The sequence below is a fragment of the Arenimonas fontis genome, assembly GCF_008386465.1.
Taxonomy (GTDB): domain Bacteria; phylum Pseudomonadota; class Gammaproteobacteria; order Xanthomonadales; family Xanthomonadaceae; genus Arenimonas; species Arenimonas fontis.
Genome location: NZ_VUOD01000001.1, coordinates 420,544 through 441,991, shown reverse-complemented (window position 1 = coordinate 441,991; position 21,448 = coordinate 420,544). Strand labels below are relative to the sequence as shown.

Annotated in this window: 21 protein-coding genes; 10 read left to right on the top strand and 11 right to left on the bottom strand. The window is 69.5% G+C overall.

All coding sequences use genetic code 11. The features are described 5' to 3' along the window. Positions 1–25: 25 nt before the first annotated feature. Complete coding sequence (locus F0415_RS02050; RefSeq protein WP_149859524.1) at positions 26–484, bottom strand: winged helix-turn-helix transcriptional regulator; 459 nt, start codon at positions 482–484, stop codon at positions 26–28. A gap of 86 nt (positions 485–570) precedes the next feature. Here F0415_RS02050 and F0415_RS02045 point away from each other — a divergent pair, with 86 nt between their 5' ends. The 5 genes from F0415_RS02045 to F0415_RS02025 all read left to right on the top strand — a co-directional run bounded on the left by F0415_RS02045 (position 571) and on the right by F0415_RS02025 (position 5,472). Beyond that, positions 571–1,380: an alpha/beta hydrolase gene (locus tag F0415_RS02045; RefSeq protein WP_188310254.1), complete on the top strand. Its 810-nt coding sequence runs from the start codon at positions 571–573 to the stop codon at positions 1,378–1,380. 112 nt (positions 1,381–1,492) lie between these two features. Next, positions 1,493–2,941 (top strand): bifunctional 2-methylcitrate dehydratase/aconitate hydratase, encoded by a 1,449-nt coding sequence (locus F0415_RS02040; protein ID WP_149859522.1) that lies wholly within the window; start codon positions 1,493–1,495, stop codon positions 2,939–2,941. A gap of 142 nt (positions 2,942–3,083) precedes the next feature. Beyond that, a complete protein-coding gene (locus F0415_RS02035) occupies positions 3,084–4,154 on the top strand; it encodes an OmpA family protein (RefSeq protein ID WP_149859521.1) in 1,071 nt (356 codons plus the stop codon). A gap of 140 nt (positions 4,155–4,294) precedes the next feature. Next, positions 4,295–4,732 (top strand): hypothetical protein, encoded by a 438-nt coding sequence (locus tag F0415_RS02030; RefSeq protein ID WP_149859520.1) that lies wholly within the window; start codon positions 4,295–4,297, stop codon positions 4,730–4,732. After that, positions 4,729–5,472: a pseudouridine synthase gene (locus F0415_RS02025; RefSeq protein WP_149859519.1), complete on the top strand. Its 744-nt coding sequence runs from the start codon at positions 4,729–4,731 to the stop codon at positions 5,470–5,472. The genes F0415_RS02030 and F0415_RS02025 overlap by 4 nt, the downstream gene beginning before the upstream one ends. Here the strand turns inward: F0415_RS02025 and F0415_RS02020 are convergent. Next, complete coding sequence (locus F0415_RS02020) at positions 5,453–6,478, bottom strand: GlxA family transcriptional regulator (RefSeq protein WP_149859518.1); 1,026 nt, start codon at positions 6,476–6,478, stop codon at positions 5,453–5,455. The two genes, F0415_RS02025 and F0415_RS02020, sit on opposite strands and share 20 nt — an antisense overlap. Before the next feature lie 149 nt (positions 6,479–6,627). Between F0415_RS02020 and F0415_RS02015 the strand changes: the two genes are divergently transcribed. Next, entirely contained in the window at positions 6,628–7,203 is a 576-nt protein-coding gene (locus F0415_RS02015) for an OsmC family protein (protein WP_149859517.1), read from the top strand. Between the two features lie 43 nt (positions 7,204–7,246). On the opposite strand, the gene kbl is transcribed toward F0415_RS02015, so the two are convergent. After that, entirely contained in the window at positions 7,247–8,446 is a 1,200-nt protein-coding gene (gene kbl, locus F0415_RS02010) for a glycine C-acetyltransferase (protein ID WP_149859516.1), read from the bottom strand. 296 nt (positions 8,447–8,742) lie between these two features. On the opposite strand from kbl, the gene F0415_RS02005 reads away from it, so the two are divergent. Further along, entirely contained in the window at positions 8,743–9,471 is a 729-nt protein-coding gene (locus F0415_RS02005) for a TorF family putative porin (RefSeq protein WP_149859515.1), read from the top strand. A gap of 78 nt (positions 9,472–9,549) precedes the next feature. Here the strand turns inward: F0415_RS02005 and tdh are convergent, their stop codons facing one another. Together tdh and F0415_RS01995 are read right to left on the bottom strand one after the other, a co-directional pair. Then, a complete protein-coding gene (gene tdh / locus F0415_RS02000) occupies positions 9,550–10,587 on the bottom strand; it encodes an L-threonine 3-dehydrogenase (protein ID WP_188310253.1) in 1,038 nt (345 codons plus the stop codon). Positions 10,588–10,679: 92 nt separating this feature from the next. Then, positions 10,680–11,822: an autotransporter outer membrane beta-barrel domain-containing protein gene (locus tag F0415_RS01995; RefSeq protein ID WP_188310252.1), complete on the bottom strand. Its 1,143-nt coding sequence runs from the start codon at positions 11,820–11,822 to the stop codon at positions 10,680–10,682. A gap of 172 nt (positions 11,823–11,994) precedes the next feature. Between F0415_RS01995 and F0415_RS01990 the strand changes: the two genes are divergently transcribed. Beyond that, the gene (locus tag F0415_RS01990) at positions 11,995–14,064 is read left to right on the top strand and encodes a S46 family peptidase (protein ID WP_188310260.1); all 2,070 of its coding nucleotides are present in this window, start codon (positions 11,995–11,997) and stop codon (positions 14,062–14,064) included. An 88-nt stretch (positions 14,065–14,152) separates the two neighbouring features. Then, positions 14,153–15,538 (top strand): MBL fold metallo-hydrolase RNA specificity domain-containing protein, encoded by a 1,386-nt coding sequence (locus F0415_RS01985; protein ID WP_149859512.1) that lies wholly within the window; start codon positions 14,153–14,155, stop codon positions 15,536–15,538. Positions 15,539–15,554: 16 nt separating this feature from the next. On the opposite strand, the gene F0415_RS01980 is transcribed toward F0415_RS01985, so the two are convergent. From F0415_RS01980 to F0415_RS01955, 6 genes are read right to left on the bottom strand one after another with little or no spacing between them, the layout of a single operon-like run. Then, positions 15,555–15,923, bottom strand: coding sequence for a YybH family protein (locus F0415_RS01980; protein WP_149859511.1), 369 nt, complete (start codon positions 15,921–15,923; stop codon positions 15,555–15,557). Beyond that, positions 15,920–16,273, bottom strand: coding sequence for a GFA family protein (locus F0415_RS01975; RefSeq protein WP_149859510.1), 354 nt, complete (start codon positions 16,271–16,273; stop codon positions 15,920–15,922). Before F0415_RS01975 ends, F0415_RS01980 begins: the two co-directional genes overlap by 4 nt. 13 nt (positions 16,274–16,286) lie before the next feature. Continuing rightward, on the bottom strand, positions 16,287–16,610 hold the full coding sequence (cutA, locus tag F0415_RS01970) for a divalent-cation tolerance protein CutA (RefSeq protein ID WP_210244145.1): 324 nt from the start codon (positions 16,608–16,610) through the stop codon (positions 16,287–16,289). Next, positions 16,607–17,194, bottom strand: a complete 588-nt coding sequence (locus tag F0415_RS01965; protein ID WP_149859509.1) for a hypothetical protein — start codon at positions 17,192–17,194, stop codon at positions 16,607–16,609. Before F0415_RS01965 ends, cutA begins: the two co-directional genes overlap by 4 nt. A 50-nt stretch (positions 17,195–17,244) precedes the next feature. Continuing rightward, the gene (locus tag F0415_RS01960; protein ID WP_149859508.1) at positions 17,245–17,685 is read right to left on the bottom strand and encodes a VOC family protein; all 441 of its coding nucleotides are present in this window, start codon (positions 17,683–17,685) and stop codon (positions 17,245–17,247) included. Between the two features lie 14 nt (positions 17,686–17,699). Then, positions 17,700–19,514, bottom strand: coding sequence for a DUF885 domain-containing protein (locus F0415_RS01955; protein ID WP_149859507.1), 1,815 nt, complete (start codon positions 19,512–19,514; stop codon positions 17,700–17,702). A 111-nt stretch (positions 19,515–19,625) separates the two neighbouring features. Here F0415_RS01955 and F0415_RS01950 point away from each other — a divergent pair, with 111 nt between their 5' ends. Further along, positions 19,626–21,443, top strand: a complete 1,818-nt coding sequence (locus F0415_RS01950) for a monovalent cation:proton antiporter-2 (CPA2) family protein (protein ID WP_149859506.1) — start codon at positions 19,626–19,628, stop codon at positions 21,441–21,443. Positions 21,444–21,448: the final 5 nt, after the last annotated feature.

The following is a 21,448-nucleotide window of genomic DNA, read 5'->3' as shown; positions in this document are numbered from 1 at the left end:
GTTCGGGCTGGCGCGGACAAGGCGATCAGGCGGTTTTCGCGGCGGGCTCCGGAGGCCGCAGGGCTAGGTCGCGGGCTGCCAGCACGGTGCCCTCGCTGTCGCGTACCGCCAGGGTCTCGACCGGGGCGCCGGTGTGGCGGTTCACGAAGCGCACCGGCGGGCAACCCCTGTAGACCCAGCGCTCGCCCCACTGGGCCAGGGCGACCAGCACCGGCAGCAGGTCCTTGCCGGCGGTCGTCAGGCGGTACTCGACCTCGCGGGCGTCGTCGGCGGAGGGGCAGCGTTCGAGGATGCCGGCCTCGACCAGTCGCTTGAGCCGGCTGCTGAGCACGTTCCTGGCGATGCCCAGGCGGCGCTCGAAGTCGCCGAAGCGGCGCACGCCGCGGAAGCACTCGCGAAGGATCAGCAGGCTCCACCATTCCCCGACCCGTTCCAGGGTCTGGGCCATGGGGCAGGCCATGTCGGCATAGGAGGTCCGTTTCATGCCGGCAGCCTAACGGAACCAGTTGCATCAAGCAACCGGAAGGGGTAGGGTGGGCCCGGTTTCATGAAGAAACCGAAAGGAGCCCCGTGAACGCCGCCCTCGCCCGTCTGCCCGGACGCCTGCTGGGTCATCTGGCCCCCGCCGCCGCCGCCGCCCTGGCCCGCTACCTGGTCACCCATCCGCTTCGCCGCAGCCGTCGGCCCGACCCGCCGGATGCCGAACCCGTCACCTTCCGCTTCGGCCTGGCCGGCCTGCGCTGGGGCCGGGAAGGCCCGCCGGTCCTGGCCCTGCATGGTTGGGAGGGCAGGGCGGCACAGTTCCGCGACCTGGCCGCCCGCCTGGTGCCCATGGGCTACCGGGTGCTGGCCCTGGACGCACCGGCGCACGGCCGCTCCCCGGGCCGGGATGCCGACCCCGTGGTCTTCGCCGACGCCCTGCTGGAGGCAGCGGCCGAACTGGGGCCCGTGCACGCGGTGATAGGCCACTCCATGGGTGGGGCCTCGACGCTGCTGGCCCTGAGCCGTGGCCTTGACAGCGCCCGGGCCGTCACCATCGCCGCGCCGGCCAGCCTGGCCGGCGTGCTGGCGCGGATGAGCCGGCACCTGGGCCTGCCCGAGCCGGCCCGGCGCCGTTTCTTCGAGGCCATGCACCGGCGTACCGGCGTCGCCCCCGAGCAGTTGGACGTCGACCTGCTGGCCGCCGGGCTGGCGCCGACGCCGGTGCTGGTGGTGCACGACCGGGAGGATCCGGTGATTCCCTTCGACGACGCCCGCCGCATCGCTGCGGCCACGGGCGCGCAGCTGCTGGCGACCCGCGGTCTCGGGCATCGCGCCGTGCTGAAGGACGCGGGGGTGCTGCAGCGCATCGCCGGCTTCGTGGCGGCGCCGGCGGCCTGATCGCGGGCGTCCCGGAGCGGCGTCCGAACACGTTATGTGGGGTTGCGGGCCGGCGGTGGCCGGCCGCTTCTGGCAAACTGCCGCCGTCCACCCCGCACGCACGGATCGCCTCATGAGTCCACACGATTCCCGCTCCGCCACGCGCCCGGACCCCGACCAGGCGATGGTGGACATCGCCAACTACGTCACCGACTACTACATCGGCTCCTCCGAGGCCTACACCACCGCCCGCTACATGCTGCTGGACTCGCTGGCCTGCGCCATGCTGGCCATGCGCCATCCGGAGTGCGTGAAGCACCTCGGACCACTGGTGCCCGGCGCCCACCTGCCCGGCGGCGCGCGCGTACCCGGAACCAGTCACGAGCTCGACCCGGTGCAGGCCGCCTACAACATCGGCGTGCAGATCCGCTGGCTGGATTTCAACGACACCTGGCTGGCGGCCGAGTGGGGCCACCCTTCGGACAACCTCGGTGCCATCCTGGCGGTCGGCGACTGGCTCAGCCGGAGGGCCGAGCGCGAGCAGCGCAAGATGATCACCGTGCGCGACATCCTGACCTGGGCCATCAAGGCCCACGAGATCCAGGGCTGCTACGCGCTGAAGAACGCCTTCAACCGGGTCGGGCTGGACCACGTGATCCTGGTGCGCCTGGCTTCCACTGCCGTGACCACCCACATGCTGGGCGGCGACAAGGAAGAGATCGTCAACGCGGTCAGCCACAGCTGGCTGGACGGCGGCGCCCTGCGCGCCTACCGGCATGCGCCTCAGGCCGGCCCGCGCAAGAGCTGGGCCGCGGGTGACGCCTGCCGGCGGGCGGTCATCCATGCCCTCAACGCCATGAAGGGTTGCGTTGGCTATCCCGTCGCCCTCAGCGCCAAGACCTGGGGTTTCTACGACGTGGCCCTCAGGGGCAAGCCCTTCGAGTTCGAGCGGGGCTTCGGCAGCTACGTCATCGAGAACATCCTGTTCAAGATCAGCTACCCGGCCGAGTTCCACGCCCAGACCGCGGTGGAGTGCGCGATACGCCTGCACGCCGAGGTGGCCGGCCGCTTGGACCAGATCGAGCGCATCGAGATCGAGACCACCGAAGCGGGCGCCCGCATCATCGACAAGACCGGGCCGCTGGCCAACTACGCCGACCGCGACCATTGCCTGCAGTACATGGTGGCGGTACCGCTGATCTTCGGCCGGCTGACTGCCGACGACTACGGCGACGAGGTCGCGGCCGACCCGCGCATCGATGCATTGCGGGAGAAGATGGCGGTGCGGGAGAACCCCGACTTCACCCGCGACTACTTCGATCCGGAGAAGCGCTATATCGGCAACGCCGTGCAGGTTTTCTTCAAGGACGGCAGCAAGACCGAGCGGGTGGCCGTCGATGCCCCCGTCGGGCACCGGGAGCGGCGCGGCGAGGGTATCCCCCTGCTGCTGGAGAAGTTCGAGCGGGCCATCGCCGGCCAGCTGCCGGCCCGCCGGGTCCGCCAGATCCTCGACCTGACCGGGGATACCTCCCGTTTCGAGGCCACGCCCGTCCACCGGTTCATGGACTTGTTCGTGGTCTGAGCCCGGGCTTGCCCCTGATTGCCCGGTTTGTTAGATTCCCGTTAACCCTGATGTGGGTAAGGTTCCAACGCCCGCCAAACGAGGCCAGGGTAGGCAAGGCCAGCTGGATATGCAGCTTCCCCCCATCTCAATGGAGCGAAACATGAAGAAGAATCTCCTGTGCTGCGCCCTCCTGGGTGCGATGGCCATGGCCAACACGGCGATGGCGCAAGAGTTCGACGATCGCTGGTATGTCAGCGGCGGCCTGGGCATGAACCTGCAGGACAGCGACCGGGACACCAAGGATGTCCCCTATGCGACGCTGGGCCTCGGCAAGTTCATCTCGCCGAAGTGGTCGCTGGACTTCGAACTCAACTACCAGAATCCCGTGATCAACGGCACCGACCTGTGGTTCAGCCAGTATGGCGCGACGGTGGACGCGCGCTATCACATGACCCGCGAGGGCCGTAACTGGTGGCCGTATCTGCGTTTCGGCATCGGCGCCCAGCGCGTCGAAGAGGAGTTCGATGCGTTCCCGAACCCCAACTCCCCGGGCGAGCGTTCCGACACCTTCATGACCGGCACCTTCGGTATCGGTCTGCAGGCCGACTATGATCGTTACGCCGTCCGTGGTGAGCTCGCGATGCGTCATGCCACCGACGACAGCAGCGTTGTCGCTCCCGGCAAGGACGGTTTCACCGATGTGCTGGCCGGTGTGACCCTGCTGGTGAAGCTGGGCGAGCTGGCCAAGCCGGTCGAGCCGGAGCCGGAAGTCCCGCAGGTCACCTGCGCCGATCTCGACGACGACGGTGACGGCGTCAACAACTGCGACGACCGCTGCCCCGGCTCCCAGGCCGGTCAGGCCATCGGTCCGGACGGCTGCCCGGTGCCGCTGACCATCGACCTGAAGGGCGTGAACTTCGACTTCGACAAGGACACCCTGCGTCCTGACGCCATCGCCATCCTGGACGAGGCGATCGCCATCCTGCAGAAGTACCCGCAGCTGCGGGTCGAGGTGGCCGGCCACACCGACTCGATCGGTACCGAGCAGTACAACCAGGGCCTGTCCGAGCGTCGTGCCAAGGCCGTGTACGACTACCTGATCAATGCCGGCATCTCGGCCGGCCGCCTGGTGGGTCCGAACGGTTATGGCGAGTCGCGCCCGATCGACACCAACGACACCCGCGAGGGGCGTGCGCGCAACCGCCGTACCGAGTTGAACGTGCAGAACTGAGGGCGCACACCGTCGCCGACGACCGAAGCCCGGCCAAGCGCCGGGCTTCGTTTTTGTGACGCGGTTCACGGTTTGCGGCGTGCATCCGGTCCCGGAAGGTTTAAGCTTCGCCCACCCCCCGAGCAGCTGGTGTCAGCCCGATGTTCCGTACTGCCCTGATCCTCGTTTCTCTGGTCCCCACGGCGGCCCTGGCCATGGATTGCCCTGGTGTGCCGGCGGCGTCCATTCCTGCGAGCGTGCCGGCGCAGGAGATGACGGCGCCGGCGGCGACCCCCGCTGCCGATTGCGCACCGCGTGATGCCGCGACCTGGCAAGAGCGGCAACGCAGGCCGGCGCAGCCGGCCGCGCCTGCGCCGATCGGGCCCCAGGCTCCCGCCGGCGCCGGCGCCTATGTCCCCAAGACCGCCCACGACAACACGCCCTGGAGGTTCGACATGAACCAGAACGGGCGTCGCATGACCGCCGAGGAATTCGATGCCTGGATGAAGGCCAAGGGCATCCGCGTGGCCACGGGGCGCCCGGCCGCCCTCAGCCCGGCGCCCGCCGCCGGCACCGCCGCCGCCCAGGCCGGAGAATGACCGGGGCCGGGCCCAGGCATGGCCTGGCCCGGGTTCTGTCCAGGCTCGGCCTGTGCTCGCGAAGCCAGGCGGCCCGGTGGGTGACAGAGGGGCGCGTGGCGGTGAACGGTCGCCTGGTACGCGATCCCGAGTACCCGGTACGACAGGAACGCGATCGTCTGGACCTGGACGGCCGGCCGGTGCGGGCGGCGGAGCCGGTCTACGTGGCCCTGAACAAGCCGCGCGGCCTGGTCACCACGACCCGCGACGAACGTGGGCGCGATACCGTCTATCGCTGTCTCGAGGGTGCGGACCTGCCTTGGCTGGCGCCGGTGGGCCGGCTCGACCGGGCCAGCGAGGGGCTGCTGCTGATGAGCAACGACCCTGGCTGGGCCGCGGCGATCACCGAGCCGGCGACCGGCCCGGACAAGACATATCACGTGCAGGTGGACCGCGTGCCCGACGCCGGCCTGGCCGCCCGACTGCTCGAGGGGAAGCGCTGCGCGGGCGAGCATCTGGCCGTGAAGGCTGCTCGGGTGCTACGCAGCGGGGGCCGGACCGCCTGGCTGGAGATCGTCCTGGATGAAGGGCGCAACCGGCACATCCGGCGCCTGCTGGCCGCCGAGGAACTGACCGTGCTTCGGCTGGTCCGGGTGGCGATCGGGCCCTTGCCGCTCGGTGGGCTGGCCAAGGGGGCCTGGCGACGGCTGGAGCTGCGGGAAGCGGAGCTGCTCGCCCCGGTCAGGCGCCCGGCAGCTTGAACATTCGCCGGTAGTCTGCCGGGCCGATGCCGACCCGGCGACGGAACAGGCGTCGGAAGTAGGACGCGTCCTCGTAACCGACCTCCGCGCTGATCGCCTCGACGCTGCTGCCGCTCTCCTCGAGCAACCGTTTGGCCGCCTCGATGCGCAGATCCTGCAGGTAGGCCTGCGGCGAGCAGCCGAGCGCGGCGCGGAAGCGGCGCCCCAGGGTGCGTTCGGCGATTCCCAGCGACTCGGCCAAGCGGCCGATCGCACCGTCTTCCCGCTGGTGCCTCTGCAGCCAATCCTGGGCACGTCGCACCAGGGCGTCGTTGTGCGGGCTGCGTCGCAGCAAGGGTGTCCAGGGAAGCTGCCCCTCGTCATGCCACTTCAGGAGGTAGACCTTGGCGAGTCTCCTGGCCTCGGCAGGGCCGGCGTAACGGGCCACCAAGTACAGCGCCAGGTCATGCCAGGAGGTGGTGCCGCCGGCGGTGACCACCCTGCCGGCCGGGTCGGCGAAGGCGAGGTTGGGTTCAGGCCGGAAGCGGACTTTCGGGTAGTCGCGGCGGAACAGGTCCTGGTAGCCCCAGTGCGAAGTCGCCTCGCAGCCGTTGAGCAGCCCGGTCTCGGCCAGCAGGATCGCTCCCGAACAGGCGGAGCAGAGGTTGCTGCCCCGGCGCCAGCAACGCCGCAGCCAGTCCACGATGTCCGGGTAACGGCCGGAAATCGACGTATCCGGCCCCAGCCAGATTTCCGGCACGATCACCACGTCGGCCCGTGGATCGTCGTCAATGCTCAGATGGGGCTGGACGGGAATGCCATGACCCACCTCGAACAGGCCTGCCGAGGGGGCGACTATGCGCGGCCTGAAGGCCCTCCGTGCCACCGGCTCCCGGGTCAGTTCCTGCCAGACGGAGCCCGTTGCGCTCAGCACGTCGAACAGGCCGTATAGCGCCGAACCGGCGGTCTCGGGGATCGCCAGCAGCAGTACCTCCACCGGGCGGTTCCCGGGTGCAGTGCCGGACATGGATCCTCTCCGGGCAGTGTCCCTGGGCAATTCGTGGCCGATCCCTACCGACGCCGTCCGATGCGCCGCTGCCGGCCGGGCCACCAGCGGCCGAGCATGGACCCGTCGCCGTATCGGCGACCCCCAACCCAATGATTCAGGAGTACCCCATGAACGCAAACAATGCCAGCCCGGCACCGGCCCGGGTCATCAACGGGGTGGACACCGACGCCCTGTTTGCCACCATCGATGCGGTGAAGGCCGACCCCGGCCTGGCCGAGTTCCAGTTCCGGGCCGACAACCGTTGGCTCGACGGCGGCCACAACCGCAGCACGATCAAGGGTTTTCGCGGTTGCCGGCAGGAAGACCAGACCCGCACCGCGCCCTTCGTCATGGACGCGGACGAACCGCCGGTCCTGCTCGGCCGCGATGCCGGCGCCAATCCGGTGGAGTACGTGCTGCACGCCCTGGCTGCCTGTCTGACCACGACCATGGTCTACCATGCGGCAGCCCGCGGAATCGCCATCCGCGGCATCGAGTCCCGCCTGGAAGGCGACCTCGACCTGCGCGGTTTCCTCGGCCTGGACGACACGGTCCGGAAGGGCTACCGCGAAGTGCGGGTGCTGTTCGACGTGGACAGCGACGCTTCCCCGGAGGTGCTGCGTGAGCTGGCCAAGTATTCGCCGGTCTACGACATCGTCTCCAACTCGCTGCCGGTCAAGGTGCAAGTGCGCACCAGCGCCTGAGCGGGCGGCCCGCCGGGCGGGAGCTGTCCGGCGGGCCCGTTCCTTAGCCGCGCAGCACGCCCAGTTCGCGGCCCACGCGGGTGAAGGCCGCGACCGCCCGGTCCAGGTGTTCGCGGCTGTGCGCTGCCGACATCTGGGTGCGAATGCGGGCCTGGCCCCTGGGCACGACCGGGAAGAAGAAGCCGATCACATAGATGCCCTCCTCGAGCAGGCGGGCCGCGAATTTCTGTGCCAGCGGCGCCTCGTACAGCATCACCGGTACGATCGGATGTTCGCCGGGCTTTAGATCGAAGCCGGCGGCCGCCATCTTCGCGCGGAAATAGGCCGTGTTCTCCCTCAGGCGCTCGCGCAGCCCGTCGGCGGCGGCCAGCATGTCGAATACCTTGCTGCCAGCGGCCACCACGTGCGGCGGCAACGAGTTCGAGAACAGGTAGGGGCGCGAGCGCTGGCGCAGCAGTTCGATCACTTCGGCCCGTCCGGTGGTGAAACCGCCCAGGGCGCCCCCCAGGGCCTTGCCCAGGGTGCCGGTGATGATGTCGATCTTCTCCAGTACGCCCTTGACCTCGGCGCTGCCGCGGCCGGTCGCGCCCAGGAAGCCGGTGGCGTGGCATTCGTCGATGTGCACCATGGCATCGTACTTCGCCGCCAGCGCGGTGATTTCGTCCAGCGGCGCGATGAAGCCGTCCATCGAGAACACGCCGTCGGTGGTGATCATGATGGTGCGGGCGCCGTCGGCGCGGGCCTGCCGCAACTGCGCCTCCAGGTCGGCCATGTCACAGTTGGCGTAGCGGTAGCGCTTCGCCTTGCACAGCCGTACGCCGTCGATGATCGAGGCGTGATTGAGGGCGTCGGAGACGATGGCGTCGTTTTCGTCCAGCAGCGGCTCGAAGAGGCCGCCGTTGGCGTCGAAGCAGGCCGCGTAGAGGATGGCGTCCTGCTTGCCGAAGAAGCCGGCGACCTTCGCCTCCAGTGCCTTGTGCAGGTCCTGGGTGCCGCAGATGAAGCGCACCGAGGCCATGCCGAATCCGTGCGTGTCCAGCGCCTCCTTGGCGGCGCGGATGACTTCGGGGTCGTCGGCCAGGCCCAGGTAATTGTTGGCGCAGAAGTTCAGCACCTTGCGGCCGTCGGCCAGGGTGATCTCGGCCGACTGTGGCGAGGTGATGATGCGCTCGGCCTTGAACAGGCCCTGGCCCCGGATCTCGTCGAGGGTGGCGGCGTAGCGGGCTAGGGCGGTGTCGGACATGGTCTGCAGGACTCGGCAACGAACGGCCTTCCATTATCCCCAAGCGTCACGCGCCCGGCATCACTCGCCCCGGGGCACCATTCGCCCCCGGCATCACCCGTCCCGGCGTCACCGGGGTCGGGACGGATGTGAGACCCCGGGGCAGGTGGCCGTGTTTTTGTGCGGTGCGTCATGCGTTATGCGGCGGGCCGTCGGACACTCCGCTGAAAATAATCAACAGGCGGCCGGGGATTCCGAACACCCTCCCGGTCCCGAGGCAGTCAGGCTTGCCCCAACCACCGACGAGGACTCCCGCCATGCAAAGCAAACAACTGCTCCCGCTCGCGCTCATCGCTGCCCTGCTGGCCACGCCGCTGGCTGCCGTCGCCCAGGATGAAGGCGGCGAGGAGGAATCCGGCATCTTCAGCTGGAACGCCGCCCTTACCAGCGACTACCTGTTCCGCGGCGTTTCCCAGACCAACGAAGATCCGGCCCTGCAGCTTGGCGCCGACCTGAACTTCTCCAACGGCTTGTATGTCGGCGTCTGGGGCTCCAACGTGGATTTCGACGAGCAGGGCAGCCCGGACGTCGAGGTGGACTACTACGTCGGCTGGAACACCGACCTGTCCGAGCGCTGGAACCTCGACCTGATGCTCAACCGCTACACCTACCTGGGCGAAGCCGACGACTACGGCCCGCTCGATTACAACGAATTCATCACCACCTTGACCCTGGACGAGACCTACGGCTTCGTCCTCGGCTACAGCAACGACGTCTTCGCCCTGGACGACGACGGCTGGTATTACGGTGTCACCGGCAGCTGGACCATTGCCGACCGCTTCGGCCTGGACGTCGGCGTTGGCCACAGCACCTTCGGCGATTCCACTGGAATCGAGGACTACACCGACTGGTCCATCGCGGTGAACCGAGATTTCGGTCCGGTCAACGTCTCCCTGGGCTATCACGGTACCGACGGCAACGGCGACGACAACTTCGGCGACTGGGCCGACGACCGCCTGGTGCTGACCTTCTCGATCGGCGGCTGAACCGCCCATCGGCCGGAAACGACGACGGGGCGCCGAGAGGCGCCCCGTCCCGTTCCCGGCGTGGGATCTCCTCCCGGCTCAGGTCCAGCTGCACACCACCTTGCCGCACTGGCCTGAGTCCATCAGGTCGAAGCCCTTCTGGAAGTCGTCGATGTGCACCTGGTGGGTCAGCACCTTGTGCAGCGGAAAGCCGGACTGCACCAGCTGGGTCATCTTGTACCAGGTCTCGTACATCTTGCGGCCGTAGATGCCGTGCAGCACCAGGCCCTTGAAGATCACCCTGTCCCAGTCGATGCCGGCGCCGTTGGGCAGGATGCCGAGCAGGGCGACCTTTCCTCCGTGGTACATGCAATCGAGCATGTCGTTGAAGGCGCGCGGGTTGCCGCTCATTTCCAGGCCGATGTCGAAGCCCTCCATGTGCAGGTCCTTCATCACCTCCTTGAGCGACTGGCTGGACACGTTGACCACGCGGGTCGCGCCCATGTCGGCGGCGAGCTTGAGCCGGTAATCGTTGACGTCGGTCACCACCACGTTACGGGCGCCGATATGCCTGCAGATGCCGGCGGCGATGATGCCGATCGGGCCGGCGCCAGTGATCAGCACGTCCTCGCCCACCACGTCGAACTCCAGCGCGCAGTGTGCGGCATTGCCGTAAGGGTCGAAGAAGGCCGCCAGTTCGGACGGGATCGAATCCGGGATCGGCCACAGGTTGCTGGCCGGCATCACGATGTATTCGGCGAAGGCGCCGTCGCGGTTGACGCCGATGCCGACGGTGTTCGGGCACAGGTGCTGGCGGCCGGCCCGGCAGTTGCGGCAGTGCCCGCAGACGATGTGGCCTTCGGCCGACACCCGGTCGCCGACCTTGTAACCGGTCACGCCCGGACCCATGCCGACGATGCGGCCCACGAACTCATGGCCGATCACCAGGCCCGGCCTGATGGTGCGCCGGCTCCATTCGTCCCATTTGTAGATGTGCAGGTCGGTGCCGCAGATAGCGGTCTTTTCCAGCTTGATCAGCACCTCGTTGGCGCCCGGCGAGGGCACCGGCACTTCTTCCATCCAGATGCCTTTTTCGGGGTGGCGCTTCACCAGCGCCTTCATTTTCTGCTGGGCCATGTCCGCATCCGTCGGGCCCGTTCCGGGCCACCTGAAGGAAGCGGATTATACGCTCCGCCCCGACCGGTCGCCGGTCGCGGGACATGCGCCGTTCAGGGCAGTTCGACGCGCCAGCCCATGGCGAGCATGCGCTCCTGCAGGAAATCGTGGTCCAGGCGCTGGCGGTACTCCACGAAGGCACTGTGTCCGCCGGAGAGCACGAACAGCGCAGCCAGGCCGACCTCGCCCCAGTCGTCGTCGGCGTCGTCGGTGTCGAACGTCACCGGCGTGCCGGTGGCATCGCCGGCGAAGCGCACGCTCAGCGGCCGGGCCGGGTTGGCGAACTCGTGCCGCCAGCCCAGCCTGGCGATCGGCCGGAACACTCCCCAGCCGGTGGACACGTTCCGGGCCAGGCCCAGGTCCAGCCGGCCACGGCGGCTGGTGATGCTGCGTCCGGGCACGACCAGGGCCAGGCCGGCGCCGCCGGTTTCGGCGTAGGCGTCGATGTCGGTGCGCTGCCAGTCCAGCCCCGCCGACAGTTGCCACTCCCAGGCTGCGGCCGGGCGCGACCAGGTCAGGCCCAGGCCGGCCAGGCGCCGGTCCGCGCCGGTCGAGGCCTCGGCCAGGGCCTGCACCGACACGCCGCTGAGCAGGGTGTAGTCGATGGCCCGGCGCAACTCGTAGTCGCCGTCCAGGCGGCCGGCGTAGGCATCCACCGCCAGGGCGTCGGTGGCCGCCCAACCGGCCAGCAGCATGGCGCCGGTGTAGCGTGCCTCGGTGCGGCCTGCCGAGCCGATGAAATCGAGATCTTCGCTGGCATGGTGCAACAGGAGCCCTACTTGCCAGTTCCGGCCCGGCGCCCAGTCCACGCCGGCCGACAGCGCCCAGGTGTCGCCGTCGAAGGGCGCCTCGTTGATGCCGTCGCGACGCTTCAGCCGGCCCAGGTCGGCGCTGGCGAACAGGGACCAGCCGGGCGCCAGCTCGGTGCGCAGCTCCGCTTCCTCGGGAGCGCCGTCGCGGGTCGCTGCCCGCCCCTGGCCCGGGATCTCGCCCAGGAAGTTGCCGGCGGCGGAGGCGTCGCGACTGCCGGGGCCGCCGGTGGCGATCTCCTCGCAGCGCGCGGCCAGGTCCGAGCCGGGCGCGGCGCCCAGGCACAGGGTGTTCCAGAGGCCGGCCAGGGCTTCGTCCGGCGACTGGGCGCGGACGGCCGGAGCGAACGCGGCCAGCAGGCCGCAAGCGATGAGCAGCGCGCGCATGGATTCCCCTCCCTTGTCCCCTGCCGGAAGTCTATCCCTCCGGCGGATGCCCGCAAATGGCGGCGCTGTTAGGCTTCGGCTTTCGCCACAGCCTTGTTCCGGAGGTCCGATGCGCCTTGCCGTCCTTGTCGCCGCCCTGTCCCTGCCGCTGGCCGCCCAGGCCCGCGAAGGCATGTGGGTGCCCCAGCAGTTGCCCGAGATCGCCAGTCCGCTCCGGGAAGCCGGGCTGGAACTGCCGCCCGAACAGCTGGCCGACCTGACCGGCGACCCGATGGGCGCCGTGGTTGCGCTGGGCTTCTGCACCGCCAGCTTCGTGTCCCCCGAGGGCCTGGTGGCCACCAACCACCACTGCGCCTACGGCGCCATCCAGCTCAACTCAACGCCCGAACGGAACCTCATGGAAAACGGTTTCATCGCCGCCGACCGCAGCGAGGAACTGTCCGCCGGCCCGAGCGCGCGCGTCTACGTGATGGACGGCATCAGCGAGGTGACCGACCGGATCGAGGCCGCGGCCGGCGAGCTGGTCGGCGAGGAGCGCCTGAAGGCGATCGAAGCCGAGCAGAAACGCCTGGTGGCCGCTTGCGAGGCCGAACCGGGCTATCGCTGCACCGTCTACAGCTTCTTCGGCGGCCAGACCTACCGGCTGTTCCGCCAGCTGGAGATCCGCGACGTGCGCCTGGTGTACGCGCCGCCGCGCAGCGTCGGCAACTACGGCGGTGAAGTGGACAACTGGATGTGGCCGCGCCACACCGGCGATTTCGCCTTCTACCGCGCCTATGTCGGACCCGACGGCAAGCCGGCCGCGCATTCGCCCGACAACGTGCCCTACCGGCCGAAGCGCCACCTGCGCCTTGCCACCGCCCCGCTGCAAGCGGGCGATTTCGTCATGGTCGCCGGTTATCCCGGCCGCACCAACCGCTACGCCCTGTACGACGAGTTCCAGGACGTCGCCACCTGGCAGTACCCGGTGGTAGGCCAGTACCTGCGCGAGCTGGTGGCGATCGTCGAGGCCGCCGGCGCGCAGGACGAGGAGATCGAGGTCAAGTACGCCAGCACCATCCGCGGCTGGCAGAACGCGATGAAGAACTGGGCTGGCCAGCTGGAGGGCTTCGAGCGTATCGGTGCGGCTGCCGCCAAGCAGGCCGAGGAGCAGGCGGTGCTGGAGTGGCTCAGGCGCCAGGGCCGCGAAGGTCGTGCCGGCCTGGCCGCGCACGCGGCACTGGTACGGCTGGCCGCCGAGGCCCGCGCCACCCGCCAACGCGACCTGGTGCTGGGGCAGATCGCCGGCACCGGCCTGCTGGGCAACCTGCGCCAGCTGCACCGCCTGGCCATGGAATCGGCCAAGCCGGATGCCGAGCGCCTGCCCGGCTACCAGGACCGCGACCGTCCGCAGATCGAGGCCGGCGTGCGCCAGCTCGAGCGGCGCTACGACCCGCGCATGGAGAAGCAGCTGCTGGCCTACTGGCTCAAGCACTACCTGGCCCTGCCGGCCGACCAGCGCGTGCCGGCCCTGGACGCCTGGCTGGGCGGCAACGACGAGGCCGCCATCGCCCGTGCCCTGGACGCTACCTATGGCGGCACTTCCTTGGCCGGCACCGAGGCCAGGCTGGCCCTCATGCAGTCCGACCTGGCGGCCTTCGAGGCCAGTGAGGACCCGCTGCTGAAGCTGGCGGTGTCGCTGGCGCCGGCCCTGCTCGAGATGGAACGGCGCAGCCGCGCCCGCACCGGCGAGGACAACCGGCACCGGCCGGTCTACCTGGCGGCCGTGCAGGCTTACAAGCGCAGCCGCGGGCAGGCCATCTATCCCGATGCCAACCTGAGCCTGCGCATCACCTACGGCAATGTCGCCGGCTACTCGCCGCGCGACGGCGTGGCCTATACCGAGTTCACCCATCTGGACGGGTTGGCGGCCAAGGCCACCGGCGAGGAGCCCTTCGATGCGCCCGCCAACCAGCTGGCGCTGATCGCGAAGATGGACCCGGCGCAGAAGGCCGCCATTCCGGTCAACTTCCTGTCCGACCTGGACATCACCGGCGGCAACTCCGGCTCGCCGGTGCTCAATGGCAGGGGCGAGCTGGTCGGCCTGGCCTTCGACGGCAACTGGGAGTCGGTCAGTTCCAACTGGGTGTTCGATCCGGCCATGACCCGCATGATCGCGGTGGACCACCGTTACATGCTTTGGGTGATGCGCGAGGTGTTCCCGGCGCCGCACCTGCTGGAGGAGATGGGCGCGGACCAATGAGCCGGCCCGCGACCGTGCCGCGAAGGCCGGCCTGTCCGGCCTTCGCGACTTCTGCGCTACAGTGGGTCCGCATCCTGGAGGGCGGTCCATGCGGGTGAAGTTCCATGGCGCGGCCGGCGAAGTCACCGGCTCCTGCCACGAGGTCGAGGCCAACGGACACAGGCTGCTGCTGGACTGCGGCATGATCCAGGGCAGCGAGGAGGACGAGCGGCGGAACTTCGACGAGTTTCCCTTCGATCCGCGCGAGCTGGACGCGGTGGTGCTGAGTCACGCCCACATCGACCATTGCGGCCGGTTGCCCCTGCTAGTCAAACGCGGTTTCAAGGGGCCCATCTGGACCCAGTGGGCCACCGCCGACCTGCTGCGGGTGATGCTGGAGGATGCCGCCGCCCTGGCCGAGATGGATGCCGAGCGCGACAACCGCCACCGGCGAGGGGGGCGCGGCAATCACCAGCCGCTGTTCACCCGCGGCGACGTCGGCCAGGTTCTCAGGCAGGTGCGCGGCCTGGATTACGGGCAGCGCGAGCAGATCCTGGCCGGCGTGTTCATCACCCTGCGCGACGCCGGCCACATCCTCGGTTCGGCCTCGGTGCAGTTGGAGGCGCTGGAGCCGGGCGGACGTCGCGTGCTGGCCTTCTCCGGCGACATCGGCCCGCGCGGCACGCCCATACTGCGCGACCCGCAGCCGGTGCCCGAGGCGGACCTGGTGCTGCTGGAGTCCACCTATGGCGGCCGCGAGCACCGTGAGCGCGGCGCCACCCTGCGGGAAATCGGCGAGGTCCTGGAACACGCCTGGACCGACGGCGGCAACGTCATCATCCCGGCCTTCGCGGTCGGCCGCAGCCAGGAACTGCTGTATTGGTTCGCCAGGCAGTGGGACGAGTGGAAGATGTCTCGCTGGCGCATCTTCCTGGACAGTCCCATGGCCATGAAGGTGGTCGAGGTATACGGCCGCCACGAGTCCCTGTTCGACGAGGACGCGCAGCGGGTCTGGAACGGCCGCCCGCATCCGTTCCGCCTGCCGAACCTGCACCTGACGCCGGAAGTGGCGCAGTCGCGGGCAATCAACGACATCCGCGGCGGCGCCATCATCATCGCCGGCTCCGGCATGTGCAACGGCGGCCGGGTGCGGCATCACCTGCGCCAGAACCTGGGACGGCGACAGGCGCACGTCATGTTCGTGGGCTACCAGGCCCGTGGCACCCTCGGCCGGCGCCTGGTGGACGGGGCCGAAAGCGTGCACATCTTCGGCGAGGAGATCCGGGTTAACGCCGCCCGCCACACCGTGGGTGGCCTGTCGGCGCATGCCGGCCAGTCGGGCCTGATGGACTGGTACGGCGCCATCGCCGGCCGGCCGCCGGTGGCCCTGGTGCATGGCGAGGACGACGCCCGCCAGGCGCTGGCCAAGGCCCTGGAGAAGCAGTACGGCGCCCAGGTGACGCTGGCGCGCCCGGACATGGTGAGCGAGGTCTGACCGAGCCGGTTCGCGCTCATTGCTGCCGCGTCCCGCACAGGCAGGCGCCGTCGTCGAAGACGACCTGCCAACTGCCGTCGGCATTGCGCCGCCAGGTGGAGCGGAACTCCCCGATCGTCTTGCCTTCCGGGTCGAAGACCGGGCCCTTGGTCTGGGCCAGTTCGCCGCTGGACAGCACCACCACGGTTTCCGGACGCCAGGAGAAGGGCGCGTCGGGCGCCTCGTAGAAGCGCCTCCAGTGGGCGGTGATGGCCTCGCGACCGCGCAGCGGACTGCGGCCGTTGACGAAGACGGCGTCCTCCCGCATCACCAGGCAGTGCTCCAGGCCGGGCCGCAGCAGGGCCAGGTCGTCCGGCCGGGCGGGCTTGGGCCGGATGCCGCTCACAGCGAGCGGCCGTCGAAGTGCTGCACCGTCACCGCATCCAGGTCCAGGTCGTCCAGGCAGCGCAGGTTGATCGCCGCCATCGGTCGTCCCGTCTCCGGGTCGCTGCCCTCGCCGAAGGGATGCATGCCGCAGACCGGGCAGAACCGATGCCGGATCTCATGCCGGTTGAAGGTGTAGGTGGCGATGTCCTGTTCGGGCGTGCGCAGCCTGAGCGCTTCGCGCGGGACGAACCACAGCAGCGAGCCCTTGCGCCGGCAGATCGAGCAGTTGCAGGCGATGGCTCCCCTGATCTCGCCGTGCACTTCGAAGGCGATGCGGCCGCAGTGGCAGCTTCCGGTATGGGTGGTCATGAGCGGCATCTCTTCAAGCTTGGGCCTGGGATTCTGCTGCCACCCAGTCGGCATAGGCCGGTTCGGCCCAGACGACGGGCGTGGTCCAGATCGCGGGAAGTTCGTAGGGATGCTCACGGCGGAGCAGGTCGGCAGCCTCGTCCAGGCGCGCTGCGCTGGTCTTGGCCGACAGGCGCCATTCCCGCGCTCGCTCGATCCGGCCCTGCCAGCGGTAGGTGCTGCTGATCGTCTCGACGTGCACGCAGGCGGCCAGGCGGGATTCGATCAGCCGGTCCGCCAGCCGCTCGGCGTCGGCAGCGTCGGCGACCGTCGTGTGCAGCAGGACCAGGGCGCTCATGTGCCTCTGGCGGCCGCCCGGGCCAAGGCGCGGATGTTGCTGGCGCGCAGCCCCATCAGTTCGGCCTCGCGGGCCCGCAGGGCGGCGGCCACGGCTGGCGCCAGCCCGGCGTAGGGGTCCGGGCTCCGGCGCAGCGCTTCCGCCTCGGCGCGCAGCTGCTCGCGGGTGGCCGGATCCAGCGAGGAGACCTCCACATGCATCAGGGTCTCGTCCACCAGGAGGTTGGTGTCGATGGCCTGCAGGACGTCATAGACCCTGCGCTTGACCTCGCCGTAGCGCGCCAGTGGCATGCCGGCCGCCTCCGCGCCCGCCAGCAGGGCCTCCTGCATCGCCAGCGCAGCCTCGGCCGCACGCGCCTCGGCATCGGCCTCAGCCTCGGCCGGTTCGCCGGTCAGCGATTCCAGCCGGGCATTCTCGGCGGCCAGGCCGCGGACGAAGGCCGCGACCTCGGCCGGACGCAGCGCTTCCGCGGCGGTGGCGGCGTCCGAGGCTGCCAGCGCCGGCATCGCCATCGCGGACAGGACGGGAGTCAGCATCAAGGCCAGTGCCAGGGCAGGACCCGGCAGGATGGAAGGCAGGCGCATCATCGGTGGTCCTCCTGGGGGGAAGGGAGGTGCGGGCCCCCATGTTTACCTCAGCCGTCGGCCCAGGTCGATGCCCCGTCCCGTGACGGGCCCTTGAGCTCGAGCGTGTTGCCGTCCGGGTCGCGGATATACAGTGAAGGGCCCTCGCCCTCGGCCCCGAAGTTGATCCGGGCCGGCCCCTTGGCTTCGAGCCCGAACCGGCCCAGGTGCGCCAGGATCGCCGCCTCGTCGAAGGGGTCGACGCGCAGGCAGACATGGTCCACGTTGCGGGCCTGCTCTCCGGGTCCGGGGCCGCCCTGCCGGCCGATCGGGCCGTCCAGGCTGACCAGGTCGATCATCGAGGCGCCGGCACGCAGGTGCAGCAGGCCCAGCTCAGGCCGCTCGCGTTCGACCCGACAGCCCAGTACCTCGACGTAGAAGCGCCGGCTGCGGGCCAGGTCGGCGACCCGCAGCACGACATGGTCGAGGCGCTGGACGGCGAACGGAATCATGTCATCGGATCAGGTCACCGCACCGACGTCTGTTGGCCGGCGATCCAGCGGTCGATCTTGGCTTCCAGCACCGCCAGCGGCACCGAGCCGTCGCGCAGCACCTCGGCGTGGAAGGCGCGCGGATCGAAACGGTCGCCCAGGGCGGCTTCGGCGCGGGCGCGCAGTTCCTTGATCTTCAGTTCGCCGATCTTGTAGGCCAGGGCCTGGCCGGGAATGGCGATGTAGCGTTCGGCTTCCGCCACGGCTTCGGTTTCGCTCGTGGCGGAGTTCTCCAGCATGTAGCGGATCACCTGTTCGCGGGTCCAGCCCTTGCTGTGCAGGCCGGTATCCACGACCAGGCGGATGGCGCGCCACAGTTCGGCCTGCAGGCGACCGAAGTACTGATAGGGGTCGGTGTACACGCCCAGTTCCTTGCCCAGCGATTCCGCGTACAGGCCCCAGCCCTCGATGAAGGCGGTCTCGCCGCCGAAACGGCGGAACTTCGGCAGGTCGGTCAGCTCCTGCTGCAAGGCCAACTGGAAGTGATGGCCGGGAATGGCCTCGTGCAGGAACAGGCTCTCGGCGTCCCAGCTGCGCCGGCTCGGCAGGTCGTAGGTGTTGACGTAGAAGATGCCGGGCCGGCTGCCGTCCTCGCTCGGAATCATGTAGCTGCCGCCGGCGGCGGACTGGGCGCGGAAGGGTTCGACCGGACGGATTTCGAAGGCGGCCTTCGGAGTCAGCGAAAACAGCTCGCCGACCCTTTGGTTGATCCTGGCTTCCAGCGCGCGATAGGCGGCCAGCATCTCGTCCTCGCTGGCGAACTCGAACTGCTTGTCCGTTCGCAGGAATTCGAAGAACTCGGCGCGGCTGCCCTTGAAGCCGACTTCGCGCATCACCTGGTCCATCTCCGCCTGGATGCGCGCCACCTCGTCCAGGCCGATCTGGTGGATCTGCGCCGGGCTGAGGTCCGTAGTGGTGTACTCGCGAACCAGGAACGCATACCAGGCCTCGCCATCCGGAAGCGCCGACAGGGCGACTGTCTCGCGGCAGGCCGGCAGGTACTCGTCGGCAACGAAGGCACGCAAGTCGCGGTAGGCCGGCATCAGCTTTTGCCCGATCAGCTCGCGGTAGGCGGCGGTCAGCCGCGCCTTGTCCTCCTCGCCGAAATCGGCCGGCATGTTGGCGATCGGTCCCCAGAACAGGGTCTGCTCGGGCTGGTCCTTGATCAAGGCGTCGAGTTGCGGCAGCACCTTTTCGATCAGCGGCCGCGGCTGCACCACGCCCTTTGCCATGCCCTCGCGCATGTTGGCCTGCATGCTTTCCAGCAGGGCCGGCAACTGGCTGGCGCGGGCCAGCCAGTTGTCGTAGTCGGCGACGGTCTTGAACGGTTGCGCGCCGGTGCCCGAGCCGAGCTGGGCGGCCAGTCCGGCGACGTTGTAGAACTGCTGCAGCGGCTGCATCCAGTCCGGAAAACGTTCGCCTTCGATGGCCGATTCCAGCTCGGCCACGAAGATCTCGTAACTCAGCAGATCCTGACCCTGCAAACCCTCGCTGCCGATGGCCCTGGCCTTCTCCAGCCACTCGCGGTTGAACGCCTCGCTGCGGGCGCGGTACTCGGCGCTGAAGAAGTCGGGAAGCCGGTCGTCGTAGCGATGGTCGCCGACGAAGGTCGCCTGCAGCGGGTTCAGCGCCAGGCTGGCCTCCCAGAAGTCCGCGTAAAGCTGCTGCAGCTGCGCCGCGCGTTCGGCCGGCCGCACCTGGGCGGCGGCATCCGGCGGCGGCGCCTCGCCGGTCGGCTGGCAGGCGGCAAGGGTGAGGGCCAGGGCGATCACAAGCGGGCGCAGCTTCATGGCGGACTCCGGTGTCGGCGTTTCGGGAAGGCACTCAGCATGTGCCGGCCGCGACCTGGCTGCCTAGGCCAAAGGTCATGTACAAAGGAACCTGGTTGTGGGGGGCGGACGATGGCGGCCGAGCACGGCGCGGGCGAACTGGTCAGGGTGGTGGCGCTGCTCGGGGCGGCTGTGGTGGCGGTGCCGCTGTTCCGCCGGCTGGGGCTGGGTAGCGTACTGGGCTATCTTGCCGCCGGCCTGGCCATCGGTCCGTTCGGGCTGGCCTGGTTCACCGATCCGGCGGCCATCCTGCATGTGGCCGAGCTGGGTGTGGTGATGTTCCTGTTCGTCGTCGGCCTGGAGATGCGTCCCACGCACCTATGGCAACTGCGTCGGCAGATCTTCCTGCTCGGCGGCCTCCAGGTCGGATTGGCGGCGGCGGCGATGACCGGCATCGGTCTGGCCTTCGGCTTCAGCCCCATGGTGTCCTTCCTTGGCGCCGCCGGCTTCGTGCTGACCTCGACCGCCATCGTCATGCAGGTGCTGGGCGAGCGCGGCGACATCGCCCTGCCGCATGGGCAGAAGATGGTTTCGATCCTGCTTTTCGAAGATCTGTTGATCGTGCCTCTGCTGGCCCTGGTGGCCTTCCTGGCGCCGGCGACCGGCCAGGACGGCGGGGAGTCGCGATGGCAGGCCGTGCTGCTGGGTACCGGCTCCCTGGTCGGGCTGGTGGTGGCGGGCCTGTGGCTGCTCAACCCGCTGTTCCGCGTCCTGGCACGCGCCGGCGCCCGTGAGCTGATGACTGCCGCCGCGCTGCTGGTGGTGCTTGGCGCGGCCCTGCTGATGGAGCTGGGCGGCCTGTCCATGGCCATGGGCGCTTTCCTCGCCGGCGTGCTGCTGTCGGAGTCGGCCTTCCGCCACCAGCTCGAGGCCGACATCGAGCCCTTCCGCGGCTTGCTGCTCGGCCTGTTCTTCCTGGCGGTGGGCATGTCGCTGGATCTGGCGGTGGTGGCGCGGGACTGGCGCCTGATCGTCGTCGCCGTGCCCAGCCTGATGCTGGTCAAGGGCATTTGCATCTATCTGGTCGCGCGCTGGCTCGGCAGCGGGCATGGAGAGGCACTGGACCGGGCCGTGCTGATGGCCCAGGGCGGCGAGTTCGCCTTCGTGCTGTTTGCCGCCGCCCAGGGCGGAGGCCTGCTTTCGCCAGGCGCCTCGGCCAGCCTGAGCGCCATCGTGGTCCTGTCCATGGTGCTCACGCCGCTGGTCGTGCTGGCGGCCCGCCGGTTCATGCCGAAGCCGGCGCCGGACATGGATGGCGTGGAAGCGGCCAGCGGCCTGGCCGGCAGCGTGCTGCTGATCGGCTTCGGTCGCTTCGGCCAGGTGGCCAGCCAGTCCTTGCTGGCGCGCGGGGTGGACGTGACGATCATAGACACCGACATCGAGATGATCCGGGACGCGGCCGATTTCGGCTTCAAGGTCTATTTCGGTGACGGCACCCGCCTGGACGTGCTGCACGCCAGCGGGGCCGGCAAGGCGCTGGCCATCGCCGTCTGCGTGGACGACCGCCGCGCCGCCGATCGCATCGTCGAGCTGTGCCGCTCCGCGTTCCCGCAGGCGCGGCTGCTGGTGCGCAGCTACGACCGCCAGCATGCGTTGAAGCTGGTACAGGCCGGCGTGGACTACCAGGTGCGCGAGACCTTCGAATCGGCGGTCGAGTTCGGCGCGGCCGCGCTGCGCCTGCTGGGTGCCGACGCCGAACAGGCCGCCGGCATAGCGGACGAAGTGCGCAAGCTCGACGCCGAACGCTTTGCCCTGGAGCTGGCCGCCGGTCGCACCGACGCGGGCCGGGACCTGCTGCTGACCAACACCGGCGAGCCGCGCATGCGCCAGACGCCGCTGGTGCCGCCCAGGCGCGAAGGCCAGGTGCTGAACCCGGACGAGCCCGGCTGAGGGTG